The organism is Paenibacillus sp. SZ31 (genome assembly GCF_012912005.1).
Lineage (GTDB): Bacteria > Bacillota > Bacilli > Paenibacillales > Paenibacillaceae > Paenibacillus.
Genome location: NZ_JABBEA010000007.1, coordinates 147,764 through 166,219, shown reverse-complemented (window position 1 = coordinate 166,219; position 18,456 = coordinate 147,764). Strand labels below are relative to the sequence as shown.

The window sequence follows — 18,456 nt, the reverse complement described above, 5'->3', positions numbered from 1 at the left end:
AATGAACGGACGGGTCATGGCTGCAGGAGAGCAACCGGGAGGCAGACCATCCAGACAAATTAATATTGTGTTGCGTAACCAGGAACCTCAGATGTTGGTCAAAGACGAAGCAGCGGCAGTACAGGCAGCTAAGAGTATAACCAAACATGCGCACTTCCAGGAGATACAGGGTGAATTGGAGCAACTGGTTGGACTTGAAAATATCAAAGACTTGGTATTTGAAATCTATGCTTTCTTACAGATTGCTCAGATGCGTACCGAAGCAGGCTTACTTAGTGGCGCGCACGTGTATCATATGATCTTTAAAGGCAATCCAGGGACCGGTAAGACAACTGTAGCCAGAATTGTTGCCAAACTCTTTCAGAAGATGGGTGTGTTGAGTAAAGGCCATCTTATTGAAGTAGAGCGTGCGGATCTGGTTGGAGAATATATCGGTCACACGGCGCAGAAAACAAGAGATCTGGTCAAGAAGGCACTCGGTGGGATCTTGTTCATTGATGAAGCATACAGTTTGGCCCGCGGTGGTGAGAAAGATTTTGGCAAGGAAGCAATCGATACGCTTGTTAAGTCCATGGAAGATAATAAAAATCAGTTTATACTGATTCTTGCCGGTTACTCGGAAGAGATTGATTTTTTTCTCCAGACGAACCCGGGGTTACCTTCACGCTTTCCCATCCAGGTAGAGTTTCCAGACTATAGCATTGATCAGTTGATTCAAATCTCTGAGATTATGGCCAAAGAGCGTGATTATATTCTAATGCCACAGACTATACTCAAGTTGAAGCAACATCTGCTACAGGAAAAAAATGATTCGCTGCATGCGTTCAGTAACGCCAGATACGTTCGTAATGCCATTGAGCGTTCGATCAGACATCAGGCGGTTCGATTGTTGGAACAATATACGGAAGGCAGTCCAGGAAAACTGGAGCTGATGACAATCCGTACAGAGGATTTGAACTTTGAGCGAAAGTAAGCGATAATATAGTTTTTACACCAGCCGGCCGGGCCAACCGGTTCGGCTTAAGGCATGCCATGGCATATTCGTGGCAATGAATATCAACGGATTAGTAATTAGAGGGAGTGAACATATACATGACAAATGGCACACATGATACAGACATGGTCAAAAAAGATCGCGCCGTTTTGGTGAGTCTTGTTACGGATGATGTAAAACGTACAGGTATCAATCCTGAGTATTCTTTAGAAGAACTGGTGAAACTTGCGGAGACAGCTGGAGTGGAAGTGCTAAGTGTACTTTCTCAGAACAGGGAAAAACGTGATACCAAATGGTTTATTGGTAAAGGTAAGGTGGAAGAACTCCGTGCAATCGCGGAGGAACTCGGAGCAACTACTGCTATTTTTGATCAGGAATTATCAGGTGCGCAGGTTCGTAATCTGGAAGAAACCCTCGATCTCAAAATTATTGACCGTACTCAATTGATCTTGGACATCTTCGCACAACGTGCCAACACAAGAGAAGGTATCATTCAAGTGGAATTGGCTCAGCATAGCTACTTGCTTCCGCGCTTGTCGGGTCATGGCAAGAACCTTTCGAGACTCGGTGGCGGAATCGGAACAAGAGGTCCGGGTGAAAGCAAGCTGGAGACGGACCGTCGTCACATTCGTGGTCGTATCGATGATCTGAAACGTCATCTGGAAGAACTGACACGTCATCGTAAGCTGCATCGTGAACGGCGTAAAAAGACAGGTATTGTTCAGGTGGCCCTTGTTGGTTATACCAATGCTGGCAAATCAACCTTGCTCAAGCAATTGACTGCTGCAGATGTGTATATTCAAGATCAACTATTCGCTACCCTAGATCCAACATCACGCACGATGGAACTTCCAAGTGGTAAAGAAATCGTACTTACCGACACAGTAGGATTTATTCAAAATCTCCCGCATGATCTGATTGCAGCCTTCCGGGCAACACTGGAGGAAGTGAATGAAGCAGATCTCATCCTGCATGTTGTGGATGCCTCATCGGTTATGCGTGAAGATCAGATGCGAACTGTTAACACGATTCTGCAAGAACTTGGTTCAGGGGACAAGCCACAGTTAGTCCTGTATAACAAAAAAGATGCATGTACACCTGAACAGCTTGAGATGCTTCCATTGGACAAGGACCATATCAAAGTAAGTGCATTGGACTCCGACGATCTACTTAAAATTCGTGAATTGATTCAGACAGAGCTGACTGGTGACACGAAGCGTTTCCGTATTCCGGCAGAACGTGGAGATCTTACGTCGGTACTTTACAAAATTGGTGATGTAGTGGATACCAGCTTTGAAGAAAATGATGTCATTTATGAAGTAGAATTGCAAAAAGGTGAATATGAGAAATTCGGTTATGTGCTTGAAGATTTCATTGAATTGTAATATTCATGACATATTTGTGTGATAAGTTGACACGAGAATAGATATTCAACATCAGATTCGTGCTATGAAGGGGAATGAAGTAAGATGGTAAGCTTTGATTCAGAAATATCTGAACTTCAACATCAAGTGGAGCGTCAGATTGAAGGACAACTGAAACAGATTGATCGGATCACAGATCACAATCAATGGAAGGTCATTAATGCTTTCCAACAGCGAAAAGTAAGTGATTTTCACTTTGCAGGTTCAACAGGTTATGCGTATAACGATCGTGGGCGTGAAGTGCTTGATGAAGTATATGCTGATGTGTTTGGCGCTGAAGCTGCGTTGGTACGCCCTCATTTTGCTTCGGGTACACATACGATTAGTACAGCTCTCTTTGGCGTGTTGCGCCCAGGTGATGAATTATTGTACATCACGGGTAAGCCTTATGACACATTGCATAAAGTTATTGGCAAACCCGGCGATGGTACAGGTTCGTTACGTGATTTTGGCATCGGCTACCGTGAGACAGCCTTAACTGCTGAAGGCGCAGTGGACTGGGCAGCAGTTGAGAAAAGCATTACACCGGCTACGAAAGTCATTGGAATTCAACGTTCACGTGGTTATGACTGGCGCTCTTCCTTCTGCGTTGCTGAGATCGCTGAGATGGTTACGCGTGTCAAAGAGCTGAAGGAAGATGTTATCGTATTCGTAGATAATTGTTACGGTGAATTCACGGAGGAGCGTGAACCGACAGAAGTCGGAGTTGATCTGATGGCCGGGTCACTGATCAAGAATCCTGGTGGAGGCATTGCGGAAACCGGTGGATACATATGTGGGAAGGAACAGTACGTACAGCTGGCAGCTTATCGTCTGACAGCCCCGGGAATCGGGGGAGAGGTGGGAGCCATGCTGGGGACAACACGTAGCATCTACCAAGGACTTTACATGGCTCCGACAATTGTAGGACAAGCTATCAAAGGAAGTACGTTTGCTGCTGCGATGTTTGCTGAATCCGGATTTGTAACCAAACCCGCCTGGAATGAAGCTCGTACAGATCTGATCCAGGCTGTTCAGTTCAGCTCTGCTGAGCATCTGATCGCCTTCGTTCAAGGAATCCAGCGTGCAGCCGCTGTAGATAGCCACGTGGTTCCTGAACCATGGGACATGCCTGGTTATGAGCATCCTGTCATTATGGCGGCAGGTACGTTTATTCAGGGCGGAAGTCTGGAATTGTCAGCCGATGCGCCTATACGGGAGCCGTATATTGGGTACATGCAAGGCGGATTAACGTACTCTCATGTCAAATATGGCGTTTTAATGGCGTTACAGACGATGAAAGATCGTAAATTATTGTGAGTTTATCTAACACGTCATTGACACTTGGTAACAACTAAATGTACAATAGGGAGAAGAATAGATGACTGGAAGGTTGATGAACATGGGTGATGAAATTCGCAGAAATATGGCCTTATTCCCGATTGGTATTGTAATGAAACTTACGGATCTGTCTGCACGTCAGATTCGTTATTATGAGCAGCACAGCTTGATCGTTCCTGCGAGAACGTCAGGTAATCAACGTTTGTTTTCTTTTAATGACGTAGAGAGATTGCTAGAGATCAAGGCTTTGATTGAAAAAGGAGTTAACATCGCGGGGATCAAACAAGTGATGAATCCTGTTTCGAAAGAATCCGAGGAAGCTACAGTGATCACGCCAGATACTGAAGTCAAACGTAGAGAGCTGTCCGATACGCAGTTGCATCGCTTGCTGAAGCAGCAGCTTGTATCAGGTAAGAGACCTGGACAAGTATCTCTCATTCAGGGAGAGCTTTCCCGATTCTTTAATAAAAAGTAAGTTCGCATAACTTGGCGAGTGAGGGGAAATCATGCACTTGTGATGGCAGACTCCTTGACCCGTAGAACTTTCTAATGTACAAATATAACAGGCAAGCCAAATACGCAGATAAGAAAGGGAGAGGTTATAGTGAGTTATACAAAAGAAGACATTCTCCGCATTTCGAAAGAAGAAAACGTACGATTCATTCGATTGCAATTTACTGATTTGCTTGGAGCTATCAAAAACGTTGAGATTCCTGTGAGCCAGTTGACTAAGGCTCTGGATAACAAAATGATGTTCGATGGATCTTCCATCGAAGGTTATGTACGTATTGAAGAATCCGATATGTACCTCTATCCAGATCTAGATTCTTGGCTTATTTTCCCATGGGTAGCAGAGAACCGGGTTGCTCGTCTGATTTGCGACGTATATCTTCCAGATGGTAATCCTTTCCCAGGAGATCCACGTGGCATCTTGAAACGAAATCTGAAAGAAGCCGAAGAAATGGGATTCACTTCCTTCAACGTTGGTCCTGAACCAGAGTTCTTCTTGTTCAAAACAGACGAAAAAGGAAACCCGACTAACGAACTGAATGACCAAGGTGGTTATTTCGACCTTGCGCCTACGGATCTTGGTGAAAACTGTCGTCGTGACATCGTTATCACACTTGAAGAAATGGGCTTTGAGATCGAAGCTTCTCACCATGAGGTAGCTCCAGGTCAGCATGAGATCGACTTTAAATATGCTGATGCTCTGAAAGCAGCAGACCAGATCCAAACGTTCAAACTCGTTGTTAAAACGATTGCACGTCAGCATGGTCTACATGCTACCTTCATGCCGAAACCGCTGTTTGGTATGAACGGTTCCGGTATGCACTGTAACCAATCCTTGTTCCAAGGCAATGTGAACGCATTCGTTGACGAATCTGACGAGCTGGGTCTGAGCAAAACTGCACGTTACTTCATGGCTGGAACTCTGAAGCATGCGCGTGCGTTTGCAGCAATTACTAACCCAACTGTGAACTCATACAAACGTCTTGTACCAGGTTATGAAGCTCCTTGTTATGTAGCATGGTCTGCTAGTAACCGTAGCCCAATGATCCGTATTCCAGCTTCCCGTGGTCTGAGTACACGTGTTGAGGTTCGTAACCCGGATCCGGCTGCTAACCCTTACCTGGCTTTGGCTGTTTTGTTGAAAGCAGGTCTGGACGGAATCAAACGTGAGCTTTCCTTACCAACTCCAATTGACCGTAACATCTACATCATGTCAGAAGAAGAGCGTGTGGAAGAAGGCATTCCAAGCTTGCCAGCTGACCTGAAAGAAGCATTGAATGAATTGATCCGCAGCGAAGTCATCTGTGATGCTCTCGGCGACCACGCCTTGGCTCACTTCTATGAGCTGAAAGAAATTGAGTGGGATATGTACCGCACACAAGTCCACCAATGGGAACGCGATCAATATATTACTTTGTACTAATAGCTCAATCCCTTGGCGCTCTAGCGCTGAGGGGTTTTTCTTTTTGTGGGCAAGTACCTATATATTTTATGAAATACCAAAGTGCCCACAAAATGCCCACAAAATATTTTTCTGTTCGAAAATTTCTTCAGTGAATTTCTCAAATCTATCTATATTGCTTTTCTGGATCTTGCCAGAGGTATGGGCATATACATCTGATGTGATCTGAATATTTCCATGACCTAACTGTTCTTGAACGAACTGATCTCAATAAGATACTGAAAGGCAGTCAAGATATTTATGGACTCAGATGAGCAAAGCAGGATACAGGGTTAAGGAACCCATAAAATTAGAATTGCCTTATGAGAAAGCAGCTATGTTGAAAGAAAAAATGCAGATTTATCAAACCGAATTGAGTTATACCTCGAAAGATTTAAGTTGAGTAACCTCATTAAATGAATCTAAATTTCAAAGTCTTTATCCCATTGATGCTCCTCGTATTCGTTTAATTAAATAAAATGCATGAGGGTTCTGTTACACAGGACCCTTTATATAATTTAAGAAGTAAGTATATGGAACAAAGTTATTAACTTCACCGCTTTAGTACTTTAATGTTATTTGTTTGTAAACATCCCTTGTTTTGCTCCCGTCGTTCTTTGTGATATCTTAAATCATTGGTCAGTCATAGAGAAATCTGAATGTTTCCCAGAACGGATGTTTGGATTTCATGTAATAATTTTTGTTTGTCTTTTGTAATGACGAATTGTAATATGAAGTGCGACACCTACTGGAAATAAATTAAAAATGGCCCATGGCCGGATTCGTGTAGAATGAAGTCACCACAACACCATTCACACAAGGAGAATCCAACCATGAGCTACAGACATCTTAGCATAATCGAACGTAGCAAGCTAGAAGTCCTCCACAGACAAGGTAGAAGCTCAAGAGCCATTGCGAAAGAACTGGGTAGGCATCCATCGACGATTTGTCGTGAGTTAGATCGTGTGGCTTCATCACATCCTTATCAGGCAGAACAAGCTCAGAATGCTTATGAGGAGAGTCGTAAGGCTTCGGTCTCTCCAGGGAATTGGTCCGATGCCTTGGCTGCTTCACTGGAGGAAAAATTGGAGGCAACGTGGTCTCCGGAACAAATCACCGAACGTTTCCGCATCGAAGGGCGGCATGCCGTCTCTTTCAAAACCATCTATCGCTGGATCTATGCAGGGCGCCTGGTTCGAGGCGTATTACAGGTTCTTCGGCATAAGGGGAAGCGTCAGAAACCCGCAGAAACGCGCGGTAAATTCGCCATTGAAAGGACGATTTCAGATCGCCCAAAAGAAGTCCGTACTCGTGAAACATTTGGACACTGGGAGCTGGATACCGTTGTATCGGGTCGTGGGAAAAGTAAAGGCTGCGTAGCGACGTTGATTGAACGTAAGACACGTCTATATACCGCTGTTCTCATGCCTGATCGCACCGCTTTGTCGATGGAGATTGCGCTCGGTGTAGCGATCTCACAGTATCCCACGGGAACCTTCCTCACAGCCACGGCTGACCGAGGCAAGGAGTTTGCATGCTATGCCCATCTGGAAATCACCCATAACCTACACGTTTATTTTGCTGATCCGTATTCATCCTGGCAACGAGAATGCGAACGGATTACTTCGAGAATTGTTCCCTAAAGGTACCGATCTCGCGAGGGTGTATGATGATGATCTTGCCCATTCACTCGATCTAATAAATCACAGACCACGAAAATGCTGGGTTGGAAAACCGCTCACGAATCTTTTGCAGAAGAACTGTCGCACTTGGTTTGACAATCCGTCTAATAAAATTAAAGTTATTTAATAATAGTTATAATCTAATTTTCTAACGAACTCAGACCGCTTTATCGTATTGGCCTCACTTTTTCATCTACTAGTCTCTATTAAGATTTTTAAACTTGAGTGTCTCCGATATTTTCAATTTTAACTACTTTTTATAGGGTGTAATGTATTTTTGGATGTATTAATTCAACCGTCTTATCGAGAGGATGACACAGAATGTATATCAGTACTTCAGTAAATATATTCCCCTCTAGGCTGAAAAAGCTCTTATAATTATAAATAGTATTTTGCATTCATGAAAGTAGCGTATTTCGTGAGCTGTATTATTGGATTTATTTAGATGTAGCGCACTTTCTCGGACATTCAACGAGATAAAGTTCAGGTCGAAGAAGAATTGGTACGATCAGGTGATTTTAAGTGAGTTTAATCGTATTGCAACTGAACGTTACCATATGTTATATTGGGATATATTGTAAATTACGCCGGGGTTTAAATTGAGGCAATACTAAACGTCTAACTTTGCCACGAATCAGGAATATTTCTGAAGAGGATATTAACGGCAACTCCAGTTGTGACGTTTTTAAGAAGATTTATTGATTTGATTGGAAGTTGATAAAAGAATGCAAGAGCTTAGAAAGTTGAGATTTGAATTTAATTTAATTCTTCCCCTTGGCTTGTTCCTGCAGGAAAATAGTCCTCAGTGTCGAAATAGTTTTAAGACTATATACATATTTTGGAGGAGGAAATTGCATAAAGAAAGAGGAGGTAAGGTGAAAAGATTCACTTAAAGGATTAACTGCAGAGATATTTAGGGTAAAATGAACTAATTCTTAAAACATGTTATTGGCATATCTATAGTTAAGGTCTTCTTGATATCCTTGTGTTATTAGAGAAAAATTGAAAATAACAAGGGAAGTGCTTTGACTTGATGAACAGTTGAAATTCAAATGAAATCTAATTGAATTAAATTTCTTATGAATTTCCATGTGTTCATAGTATGTTATTATGTAAAAGAATTTATAAAAAGGGAGTGAACAAATGTATTCAGAATTACAAGAAAGTATCACAAGGCTTAAAATAACACATCTATTTGGATCAGAAAATGTGGATATACCTATGGACAATGGGATTAAGATACTAATGGGGGAAAATGGTACAGGGAAAACAACGATACTTAACATTCTTTATTATTCATTGACGCTGAATTATATTAAGTTAGTAAAATTGCCATTTGAAAGTGTAGAAATTAGTTTTGGAACAGGAGAATCTCTCAAGATAAAAAAGAGCGATTTAAATAGGTTTTTCATTCTAGATAATGATCATTTCCTAACACACAAAATATATGCAAAGCTTAATCCACAAGAAATAAGTCGGCTCGTAATACTTGCTAGAACTCAGAGACTTAGTGAATTCAAAGAAACCATTGAAGATGAATTTCATGATTTCCCATATCCGTCTAGACTCTTGTATAGTGAATTAAGAGAAATGGGAATTAAAAAAAGCGATGAAAAGCTCTTCTTTGCTCACCAAGAAATCATAAAAAATGCTATCAAAGATGAAATTTTATACTTTCCAACTTATAGAAGAATAGAAGAAGATTTATCCAATCTAGGAATATCGAATAAAACAAAAATAAATGATGAATTGTTAATAAAATTCGGATTAACCGATGTAGAAAAATTAATAGAAAAAATAAAGAATGAGATTAATGATATCTCCATAAAATGGTTCTCTAAAGTTAATGGTGAGATGTTATCACAGTTAATTACAGGAATTGAAGTTACAGAAGAGATGAGAGAAAGCGTAAGAAATCAAGAAACTTTGAAAATTGTCCTTGGAAGAATAGGTAGTAATTTGAAAATGAAAGATAAAGAGAAAATATATAATTTAGTATCAGCTGATGATTTTTATCTTAGAGAGGGACACGATCCTCTTGTTTATTTTTTATCTAATTTGATTAAAATTTATGATCAACAGAAAGAACTCGACAATGCTATAAAGAATTTTGCAGATGCATGTAATGAATATTTAAAAGTTAGTAAGAAAGAATTTGTTTACGATGAGAGTAATGTTGAACTGAAATTATATCGCAAAAAAGGTAATGGTGACCGGGAAGAACTTACATTAAATACTTTGTCTTCAGGGGAAAAACAAATAGTCTCCTTATTTTCTCGGCTGTATCTAGATCCCACAGAATCAAAATTCATTATAATATTCGATGAACCTGAATTATCATTATCTACTGAATGGCAGAATAGATTATTACCAGACATATTAAAATCAAAAAAATGTTCTTTTTTGCTTGCCGTTACACATTCACCATTCATTTTCGAAAATGATCTTGATGATTTTGCTAGAGGACTTGAAATGTATATACGTGAAGTCGACTGATGCTGATTAAGGAAGTGTTTATATGAGTTCGAAGATAGAGAAGGAAAGAGCAAAACGAAATAACTTTTCCGTACACTGGGCAAAATTTATTAAGTTGTATGCTAGATTTAAGGATGACCCAATATGTTTTGTTGAAGGAGAGGATATAAAATACTATGGTATCAGAATTGAGCGTTTGATAGGTACTGCAAATTTTATTGAATCCGGTGGAAAGAAAGGGGTTCTGAAGTTTTTCGAAAAGACAAAGGGAATAGAAGAGTTCATCGAGCTTAAACCTTTTTTCTTTGTTGATCGGGATTTTGATGACTCATTGAATATTCAAGAATTATATGAAACGCCGTGTTACTCAATTGAAAATTTTTATACCTCTAACTCCGTTCTGGAAAGAATACTATTGAACGAATTTAAATTAACTAGAGCTGACGAATCCTTTGAAAAATGTATGAGTTTATTTCATGATAGACAAGCCGAATATCACGATGCCAGTCTTTTATTAAATGTTTTTATTGCATGCCAAAGGTATGAGGAAAGACACAGTAAGGAATCAAATAACAAATTGAATTTAGGTGAATTTAAGATAACAGATTTATTCCATCTTAGCATGAATCGTATTTCAGCTAAATATGATTTAGACTCCCTATATGAATATTATAATATAACAGCAAAAATCGAAGATGATTTGCTAACAAATAAAATGCGTGAGTTTTCCCAAATGCGTATGAGAGAACGTTTTAGAGGCAAATTTGAAATCGAGTTTTTAAGATGGTTTCTTGTTAAAATAATAAGCTTGGCTAAAGAAGGGGATAATGAGATTTTTCCTTCAAAGATTAAAGTGAAACTGAATATAACAAGAGTAAATTTCTTGTCTGAACTCTCGCGTTTTGCCGATGAATGTCCTTTACTAAAAGACTATCTTAGTCAGAGATATAGTTGTCTTAATGTTTCTTGAGTAATTATTAATGTTCTCTCGTGTACATAAAGATGTGGAGGATTCTTGAATCAATTTTACGAAAGAAGTACAACTTTTGATATTTCTATTCTTATATATCCGTGATTGCTGGATAAAAGGAATTTAAGAGTATTGAAAGCCAATAGTATTTTAAAAAGTCGAGTTTTGCATAGATTTGTTCATGCAAAGCACGGCTTTTTCGTTATTCATAAAAAATATTGAGAGGATGATAAAATGCTTATTTGTTGAAGGTAAAGATGCGGGAAATTACGTTATTAGTGACTCTAATTACAAATAAGCGTGATGACAAATCGTACGCAGCTACATTGTGATCTTGGAGAGCTATACTCCTTTAGAAAAGGGAGAACCTGCAGATACAGCCACAAGGTTTAATTTTTAAGTATTGTAGGGTGCCTGGTGTCAAAACTTTTCTTAAAGAAATTCCTCGTTTGTTAGTTGTGTTTTAATGGATTAAATAGAATTATAGAGATTTATTACCTCTAAATGCTATTATTTTCAAAAAAGAGATGACGAAAATACAAATCATACTAACTATGAACAGTCGCAAGTGAAATGATTGCCACAGCGTTAGAATTTTAACATATGTCATCTTTCATTTATATGTTGAAAGTTTCATATATAAGAGGTATACTTTAATTAAATTTTGAGCAATTTAATTTTAAATAATTAATTGGAGATGTTAATATGGATCAAGCAAAACAACTGGTTACAGAACAACGTGCATTTTTTTATACAGGTCAAACTAAAAATATCGAGTATCGGATTAATGCTCTTCAACAGCTTAGAAAAGGAATCGAAAAGTATCAGCAACGGATTCAAGATGCACTTCGGGCAGATTTGAACAAATCTGAGGCAGAAGCTTACGGTTCCGAGATTCGCATTGTGCTGGGTGAACTGGATTTCGCATTAGAGCACCTGCAGGAATGGGCTGCCCCAAGACAAGTCCCAACCAATTCGGCTATGCCGGATGGGGTGAGCACCATTTACCCGGAACCATACGGAGTGGCTCTTATTATTGCACCTTGGAACTATCCTTTCCAACTGGCCTTCGGTCCACTGATTGGAGCAATTGCAGCCGGTAACTGTGCAGTTATCAAGCCTTCTGAATTAACACCAGCAGTATCTCGTCTAACGTATGATCTGATTCAGGAGATCTTCCCTCAAGAGTATATTGCCGTGATGGAAGGGGAGGTTGAGGCCAGCACAGCATTGTTGAAAGAGAAGTTCGATTATATTTTCTTCACAGGCAGTACGGGTGTTGGTCGCATTGTTATGAAGGCAGCTGCAGAGCACTTGACTCCTGTAACTCTTGAGTTGGGAGGTAAGAGTCCTGCTATTGTCCATAATGATGCAGATCTGAAGCTGGTGGCCCAGCGTATTGTACGTGGTAAATTCCTGAATGCAGGGCAAACTTGCGTTGCTCCGGATTATTTGCTTGTACATGAACAAGTTCATGACGAATTGATCGATCTGATTAGCACAGAGATCAAAGATAAATTTGGAGATGATGTGCTACAGAATGCTGATTTCCCGCATATTGTCAACGCACGTAACTTTGATCGGTTATCGAAATTCCTCACAGATGGTAAAACGCTCATAGGTGGACGTTCTGTACGTGAGCAGTTGCTTATTGAGCCGACTGTACTTGGAGATGTGAACTGGGAATCGCCTGTCATGCAAGAAGAGATCTTCGGTCCGATTCTTCCTGTATTAACGTACAGTGACCTGAACCCAATGCTAGAGGAGATTGTTCGCCGGCCAAAACCATTGGCGTTATATCTCTTCACACAGGACGAGCAACTGCAGGAACTGGTTCTGAATCAAGTGTCCTTCGGTGGTGGATGTATTAATGACACCCTTTCTCATATGACTTCACACTATCTCCCGTTTGGTGGTGTAGGAGAGAGCGGTATGGGCTCATATCACGGACAACAGAGCTTTGATGTATTCTCACATCACAAAAGTGTTCTGAAACGCAGTTAATAATTAGCCGATAAAATAACAATAAACATGAAAAAGAGGTTGTTCTGTTCAACAGGACAACCTCTTTTCGTATTTCATTACATTACATCTAGTTTTGTTACTCATGTTAAATATTAATGAATATCTCGGAAAAGGCCAATGACTTTACCCAGAATACTAACGTGTTTCAAACGTAAAGGTTCGAAGGTCGCATTCTCCGGTTGAAGGCGAATATGATCTTTCTCTTTATAGAACGTTTTCACTGTAGCTTCATCGTCTTCAGTCATTGCAACGACGATATCACCGTTATCAGCAGTCTGCTGTTGACGGACAATAACATAATCTCCGTTAACGATTCCAGCTTCCACCATACTATCTCCGACTACCGAAAGCATAAACACTTTCTGTTCGCCTACATAATGCGTAGGAAGAGGGAAGTAATCTTCAATGTTCTCGGTGGCAGTGATTGGAACACCCGCTGTAACCTTACCAACGACAGGAATGCGTGCAACGCTATGAGCAAATTGATGAGAATGCTCAGATTCTTCCTGGCTCAAAAGCTCAATGGCTCTTGGCTTGGTAGGGTCGCGTCGGATCAACCCTTTTTTCTCCAAACGATCCAAATGTCCATGTACTGTTGAGCTGGAAGCCAGTCCAACCGCTTCACCAATTTCCCGTACGGAAGGAGGATACCCCTTCAACCGGACTTCATTTCGTATAAACTCCAGAATAGCCTGCTGCCTGCTGGATATCTTCGACATACCGTATCAACCCCATTTTAGTAACGTTTGGGAAAATTATAACATAGAACCTCCGTTCGTACAAACATAAGTTCTAAATAAAATGGCATTAAATCAGTGTTTTTTTACTTTTAGAACAGAATTTGTCCAAAAGTCGGAGCATAATACTGCAAATGCTTTGCAAAAGGACATCAATTCAGATATTTCTCTTTCGAAAAAGAAGGGAACAATTGTTCTGAAAACCTATTGAACAAAACAAGTGTTCGTGTTATATTGATTCCAACAGATAGGAACAAACGTTTGGAGGCGGGTATTTAATGAGATATTCTACTTATCAAAGCATTTATGAACCGATGAATTCGGAACTGGTGAAGTCTAACATAGGGAACTACAAGAAGGTTTTAGCGCGTTTCAAGATTTCTTCATGGATGTTAAAGGTGGCGATTACCTCTTTAATTATATTTATTGGATGCAGCACCGTTTTAACTGTATTTGCTGGCAATGAGAATGATGTCCTTCATGGAGGGAAGATAGCCGTTTCACAAGGGGAAACATTATGGAGTATTTCTTTGGAACATAAACCGACGAATATGGATACACGTATTTATATAGAAGCAATTAAGAAAGTGAATCAACTTCATACGACTTCGATCCAAGTGGGACAAGTATTAACTCTACCGCAATTTGCAGAATAAAATGCACATCAATGAGTGTTATCACGTGTCAGCTTGACAAGCTGCCTTTATCATGGCAAAGTTAATATGACTTTGTATTTTTGGAGGGGACAAGCTTGGATATAGATAGTCTGGTAGCACGCATTAACGAATTGGCTCGTAAGCAAAAGTCCACTGGTTTGTCGGAGGAAGAACTAGCTGAACGTGCCGAGCTTAGAGAGATTTATTTGAGTAATATTCGCAGCAATTTCAGACAGCAACTGGATACCATTGAGATTGTTGATGATGAGAATGACAAAGGCCACCAAGGCAAACTCAAACACTAACGAAACCTAATGATATCATTTATGATATTTAGGTTTCTTCCTGTTATTTGAGAGTGCAATTTATAGGGGGAAATGTTGGTTTACAGTTATGTAAGCCGATACAAAGACACATAAGGGGGATTCTCATGTCGCGTTCGTTCGAGAGAACGGTTAAGAAAAATTCCAAGCAGTTAAATCAGCAACGCAAAAAAAGTGGTCAACCAATCACAGGTACACCAGGTGAAGAAGTATTTAAAGGACGCAGCCTGTTGTTCCCCATATTTTTGATCGGTCTCGCCTTTTTGTATCTGTTCATGAGCACATTCCTTGTACAAGCTCCGATGACAACTTGGGACTGGGTGACTATGCTGCTTTACGTATTTTTGGCAGTCATCTTCATGCTTCGTCGTCCGTACATCAAGATTAGCAGTAATCGGATTATAACGACAAAGGGTAATCGTGAACGTTCAATCGGGGTTGACGATATCGTCAAATTCAGAATTGAACCAGGTACAATCGTTATCGAACATAACAGTCGCGGTAAAAGATGGGTATTTACCAAGTTATTGAACCGCTACGATACAGATGCGATTGCAGAACGTTTGTTGAAGTTTGCAAAAGCACACCAGATCACCGTGGAAACCGTCGAAAAGTAATTATTGCATAAAGGGGTAGATGATCGGAATGGCGTTAAAAGCGATTTTGTTCGACCTAGATGATACTTTATTATGGGATGAGCGTAGTGTTCGAGAAGCTTTTCATGAGACTTGTCTAATCGCAGTGCAAGAGACTGGGGTTAAACCCGAAGAACTTGAAGAAGCCGTTCGTAACGAGGCACGTGGACTGTATGAATCCTATGAAACCTTTCCTTTTACCAAAATGATTGGAATCAATCCGTTTGAAGGCCTATGGGCTAACTTTACCGGTGGGGATCAACCTGAGTTCCGTCAGTTGGAACAACTTGCTCCTGTTTACCGTAAAGAATCCTGGCGTCGTGGCTTGTTGAAGTTGGGTGTAGATCGTGAAGATCTTGCTGAACAGCTTGCCTCGCAGTTTGGAGTAGAACGGAGATCCAGACCTCATGTATACGAAGAAACGATGGATACCTTGCGTCAATTACAAGGCAAATTCAAACTGTTGTTGTTAACGAACGGTTGTCCTGCTTTGCAACAAGAGAAGTTGGACGGTGTGCCTGAATTGACTCCTTTCTTTGATGAGATTATTATCTCGGGTAACTTTGGAAAAGGAAAACCGGATCCGTCCATATTTGAACATGCTTTGAGTAAACTGGGTGTTAAACCCGCAGAGAGCATGATGGTTGGAGACAAGTTGACGACTGATATTCGTGGTGCTTTATCATCTGGCATCCAATCCGTATGGATTAATCGTGAGCACAAGACCAACAATGAAACGTATGCGCCTGACCATGAAATAACGCATTTATCGGAATTAGATCAGCTTATTGCTAAGTTCTGAGCAGATCAGCTATAACATCTTTCCTCAGCACCCTGAAACATTGGAAGCTTCAATGAACGATGATGTCGTTCGTGAAGTTACCAATGTTTTTTTATTTGGGCAGGTTAGCTAATTTACCTTGTTAAATGAGACAATAATTTTATTTGCTAAAAGTTATTGAAATTAGGGGGAAGCTGGATTAAAATATAACTAACATACTAGTATGACTAGTATTTAGATTGTCCTAAAGCAATTTCTTTTGACTTACTTCATTTGAATGGAAGCAGGAGTTGTTGCTTATTATTTTCGGTATATTGTAAGCGCTTTACATACTTTGAAGACTTTCTTTCGATTTGGATATCACACCCCCTAGTAAGTGCTAATGAATGTTGTGAAGCACCTTGGATTGTGTGATTCTACATAACACACCAAAATGATATCGCTTACATTTAGCTATTATCTATTTCGTAGTGGGGGTGAAGTTGAAGGATTGGTTGTCTTCTACAAAAGAAGAAGCGATGGGAGTTGTACATGAATTCGTCTTTACCTATCAAGTCCTGGATCGGAGTGAAAACACATGGAGTCGGAAACCGCTAAAACAACACTAACCATGACATCTTTACGTAAAGAGAGCAGATTACGAACGGCAGCAACCTTGTTCCGCAAAGACTGGCAACTGTATTCACTATTAATCCTTCCTATCATCTACCTCATTATTTTCAAATATGGACCGATGATTGGTAATGTGATTGCGTTTAGACGTTTTGTTCCAGGGGGCAGTATATTTGGAGAAACATGGGTTGGATTAAGGTACTTCAAAATGTTCATTGAAGACCCTACCTTCTGGAGAGTATTCGGTAATACGCTGATGTTGGGCGGCCTCGCGTTGCTCTTTACATTCCCGGTTCCCATCATTTTTGCCTTAATGCTTAACGAAGTGAAGAGTAAACGTTTCAAGAAGTTTGTACAAACCGCGTCTTATCTGCCTCATTTTCTGTCCATCGTTATCGTTGCGGGCATGATCCTGCAGCTGACAGCAGTGAATGGCTCCATTAATGGACTGGTGGCTTTCTTCACCGGAGACAGTATTCCTTTTATGCAGCGGGCTGAGTGGTTCAGAACAATCTACATCACGTCAGAAGTATGGCAGGGTATGGGTTGGGGAGCGATTCTGTATCTGGCTGCACTGACAACCATTGATGAATCTTTGTATGAAGCAGCTCGTATTGATGGTGCCAACCGCTGGAAGCAGACGATTCACGTAACGATTCCAGGTATCTTGCCAACGATTGTTACGTTGTTAATATTGAACATGGGTAATTTCCTGGCTGTTGGATTTGAAAAAATCTTACTCTTGTACAATCCACTTATCTACGAGACATCTGATGTGATCTCCACTTACCTGTATCGGGTCGGACTGGAATCCAGTAACTTCAGTTATGCTACCGCAATCGGCTTGTTCGAATCGCTAATCGGTCTGATTCTGGTGTTCTCCGTAAATGCCATTTCACGCAGACTGACACAAAGAAGCTTATGGTAAAGGAGGAGCACCATGCAGGAATCCAGATCTTACAAGGTATTTAAAGTATTCAATGTCATCTTTCTGCTGTTTGTGGTATTTATAACGCTCTATCCATTCTTAAATGTCGTAGCACAATCTTTCAGTAGTGAGTCCTATATCAATTCGGGCAAGGTAAGTTTGTTCCCAAGAGGATTTAATGTGGAGACATACAAGACCATCTCACGTGACAGCATGTTCTGGACTAATTATAAAAATACGATTATTTACACCGTGGTAGGTACGTTAATCTCCATGTTCATGACGACTATTTTCGCCTATGCCATATCCAAAAAGAGGTTAATGGGCCGCAAGTTTCTGACGATGTTCGCCGTGTTCACGATGTTCTTCAGTGGTGGATTGATTCCAAACTATGTCTTGATTAATTCCCTTGGATTCAATAACACCATGTGGGCACTTGTGGTTCCTGGCGCAATAAGCATATACAACATGCTGATCATGAAGTCATTTTTTGAAAATATGCCTGAAGAACTGGAGGAAGCTGCCTCCATTGATGGTTTGAATACCTACGGGATCTTATTACGCATTATATTGCCACTTAGTAAAGCAGTTATGGCAACCATGGTGCTGTTCTACGCAGTGGGCCATTGGAATTCCTGGTTTCCAGCCTTTCTGTATTTGGACAAAAAAGAACTGTTTCCGGTCACCATTTATTTGCGCAATATGATTGCAGGAGCAACGAGTGGAGCATCTGCCGGTGCAACCTCAGCTGATAACCTGACACAGATTGCTGCCAATATTAAGTCAGTAACGATGGTATTAACCATCTTGCCGATACTCACCATCTATCCATTTGTGCAGAGATACTTTGTAACCGGTATCATGTTGGGATCTGTTAAGCAGTAATACGTAGAAGCTAGAAAAATTCACGTGATTAACTTTTAGAGGTTGTTTAACAGTTTAA

Annotated in this window: 15 protein-coding genes and 1 pseudogene; 15 read left to right on the top strand and 1 reads right to left on the bottom strand. The window is 40.4% G+C overall.

All coding sequences use genetic code 11. The features are described from left to right. Window position 1: 1 nt before the first annotated feature. The 9 genes and pseudogenes from HF638_RS15880 to HF638_RS15840 all read left to right on the top strand — a co-directional run bounded on the left by HF638_RS15880 (window position 2) and on the right by HF638_RS15840 (window position 12,820). Entirely contained in the window at window positions 2–973 is a 972-nt protein-coding gene (locus tag HF638_RS15880; RefSeq protein ID WP_091011956.1) for an AAA family ATPase, read from the top strand. 119 nt (window positions 974–1,092) lie between these two features. After that, the gene (gene hflX / locus HF638_RS15875; RefSeq protein WP_169481066.1) at window positions 1,093–2,379 is read left to right on the top strand and encodes a GTPase HflX; all 1,287 of its coding nucleotides are present in this window, start codon (window positions 1,093–1,095) and stop codon (window positions 2,377–2,379) included. Between the two features lie 84 nt (window positions 2,380–2,463). Then, a complete protein-coding gene (locus tag HF638_RS15870) occupies window positions 2,464–3,717 on the top strand; it encodes a methionine gamma-lyase family protein (RefSeq protein ID WP_169481065.1) in 1,254 nt (417 codons plus the stop codon). Window positions 3,718–3,799: 82 nt separating this feature from the next. Next, window positions 3,800–4,213, top strand: coding sequence for a MerR family transcriptional regulator (locus HF638_RS15865; RefSeq protein WP_056689944.1), 414 nt, complete (start codon window positions 3,800–3,802; stop codon window positions 4,211–4,213). A 129-nt stretch (window positions 4,214–4,342) separates the two neighbouring features. Continuing rightward, window positions 4,343–5,671: a type I glutamate--ammonia ligase gene (gene glnA, locus HF638_RS15860; protein ID WP_169481064.1), complete on the top strand. Its 1,329-nt coding sequence runs from the start codon at window positions 4,343–4,345 to the stop codon at window positions 5,669–5,671. 851 nt (window positions 5,672–6,522) lie between these two features. After that, a pseudogene (locus HF638_RS15855) lies at window positions 6,523–7,467 on the top strand (IS30 family transposase). A gap of 1,047 nt (window positions 7,468–8,514) precedes the next feature. Next, window positions 8,515–9,867, top strand: a complete 1,353-nt coding sequence (locus HF638_RS15850; RefSeq protein WP_169481063.1) for an AAA family ATPase — start codon at window positions 8,515–8,517, stop codon at window positions 9,865–9,867. 22 nt (window positions 9,868–9,889) lie between these two features. Beyond that, window positions 9,890–10,816, top strand: coding sequence for a DUF4435 domain-containing protein (locus HF638_RS15845; RefSeq protein WP_169481062.1), 927 nt, complete (start codon window positions 9,890–9,892; stop codon window positions 10,814–10,816). 705 nt (window positions 10,817–11,521) lie between these two features. Then, a complete protein-coding gene (locus HF638_RS15840; protein ID WP_169481061.1) occupies window positions 11,522–12,820 on the top strand; it encodes an aldehyde dehydrogenase in 1,299 nt (432 codons plus the stop codon). A gap of 113 nt (window positions 12,821–12,933) precedes the next feature. Here the strand turns inward: HF638_RS15840 and lexA are convergent, their stop codons facing one another. Continuing rightward, window positions 12,934–13,560, bottom strand: coding sequence for a transcriptional repressor LexA (lexA, locus tag HF638_RS15835; protein WP_017688034.1), 627 nt, complete (start codon window positions 13,558–13,560; stop codon window positions 12,934–12,936). 296 nt (window positions 13,561–13,856) lie between these two features. Here lexA and HF638_RS15830 point away from each other — a divergent pair, with 296 nt between their 5' ends. The 6 genes from HF638_RS15830 (at window position 13,857) to HF638_RS15805 (ending at window position 18,398) form a co-directional block, all read left to right on the top strand. Next, window positions 13,857–14,234 carry a LysM peptidoglycan-binding domain-containing protein gene (locus HF638_RS15830; protein ID WP_169481060.1) on the top strand — a complete coding sequence of 126 codons (378 nt, stop codon included), beginning with the start codon at window positions 13,857–13,859 and terminating at the stop codon, window positions 14,232–14,234. 95 nt (window positions 14,235–14,329) lie between these two features. Beyond that, on the top strand, window positions 14,330–14,539 hold the full coding sequence (locus HF638_RS15825; protein ID WP_017688036.1) for a DUF896 domain-containing protein: 210 nt from the start codon (window positions 14,330–14,332) through the stop codon (window positions 14,537–14,539). 125 nt (window positions 14,540–14,664) lie between these two features. Next, a complete protein-coding gene (locus tag HF638_RS15820; protein ID WP_062834910.1) occupies window positions 14,665–15,174 on the top strand; it encodes a hypothetical protein in 510 nt (169 codons plus the stop codon). A gap of 28 nt (window positions 15,175–15,202) precedes the next feature. Beyond that, window positions 15,203–15,994 (top strand): HAD family hydrolase, encoded by a 792-nt coding sequence (locus tag HF638_RS15815; RefSeq protein WP_169481059.1) that lies wholly within the window; start codon window positions 15,203–15,205, stop codon window positions 15,992–15,994. Between the two features lie 589 nt (window positions 15,995–16,583). Beyond that, window positions 16,584–17,513, top strand: coding sequence for an ABC transporter permease (locus HF638_RS15810; RefSeq protein ID WP_481856160.1), 930 nt, complete (start codon window positions 16,584–16,586; stop codon window positions 17,511–17,513). Window positions 17,514–17,525: 12 nt separating this feature from the next. Further along, window positions 17,526–18,398, top strand: a complete 873-nt coding sequence (locus HF638_RS15805; RefSeq protein ID WP_169481057.1) for a carbohydrate ABC transporter permease — start codon at window positions 17,526–17,528, stop codon at window positions 18,396–18,398. Window positions 18,399–18,456: the final 58 nt, after the last annotated feature.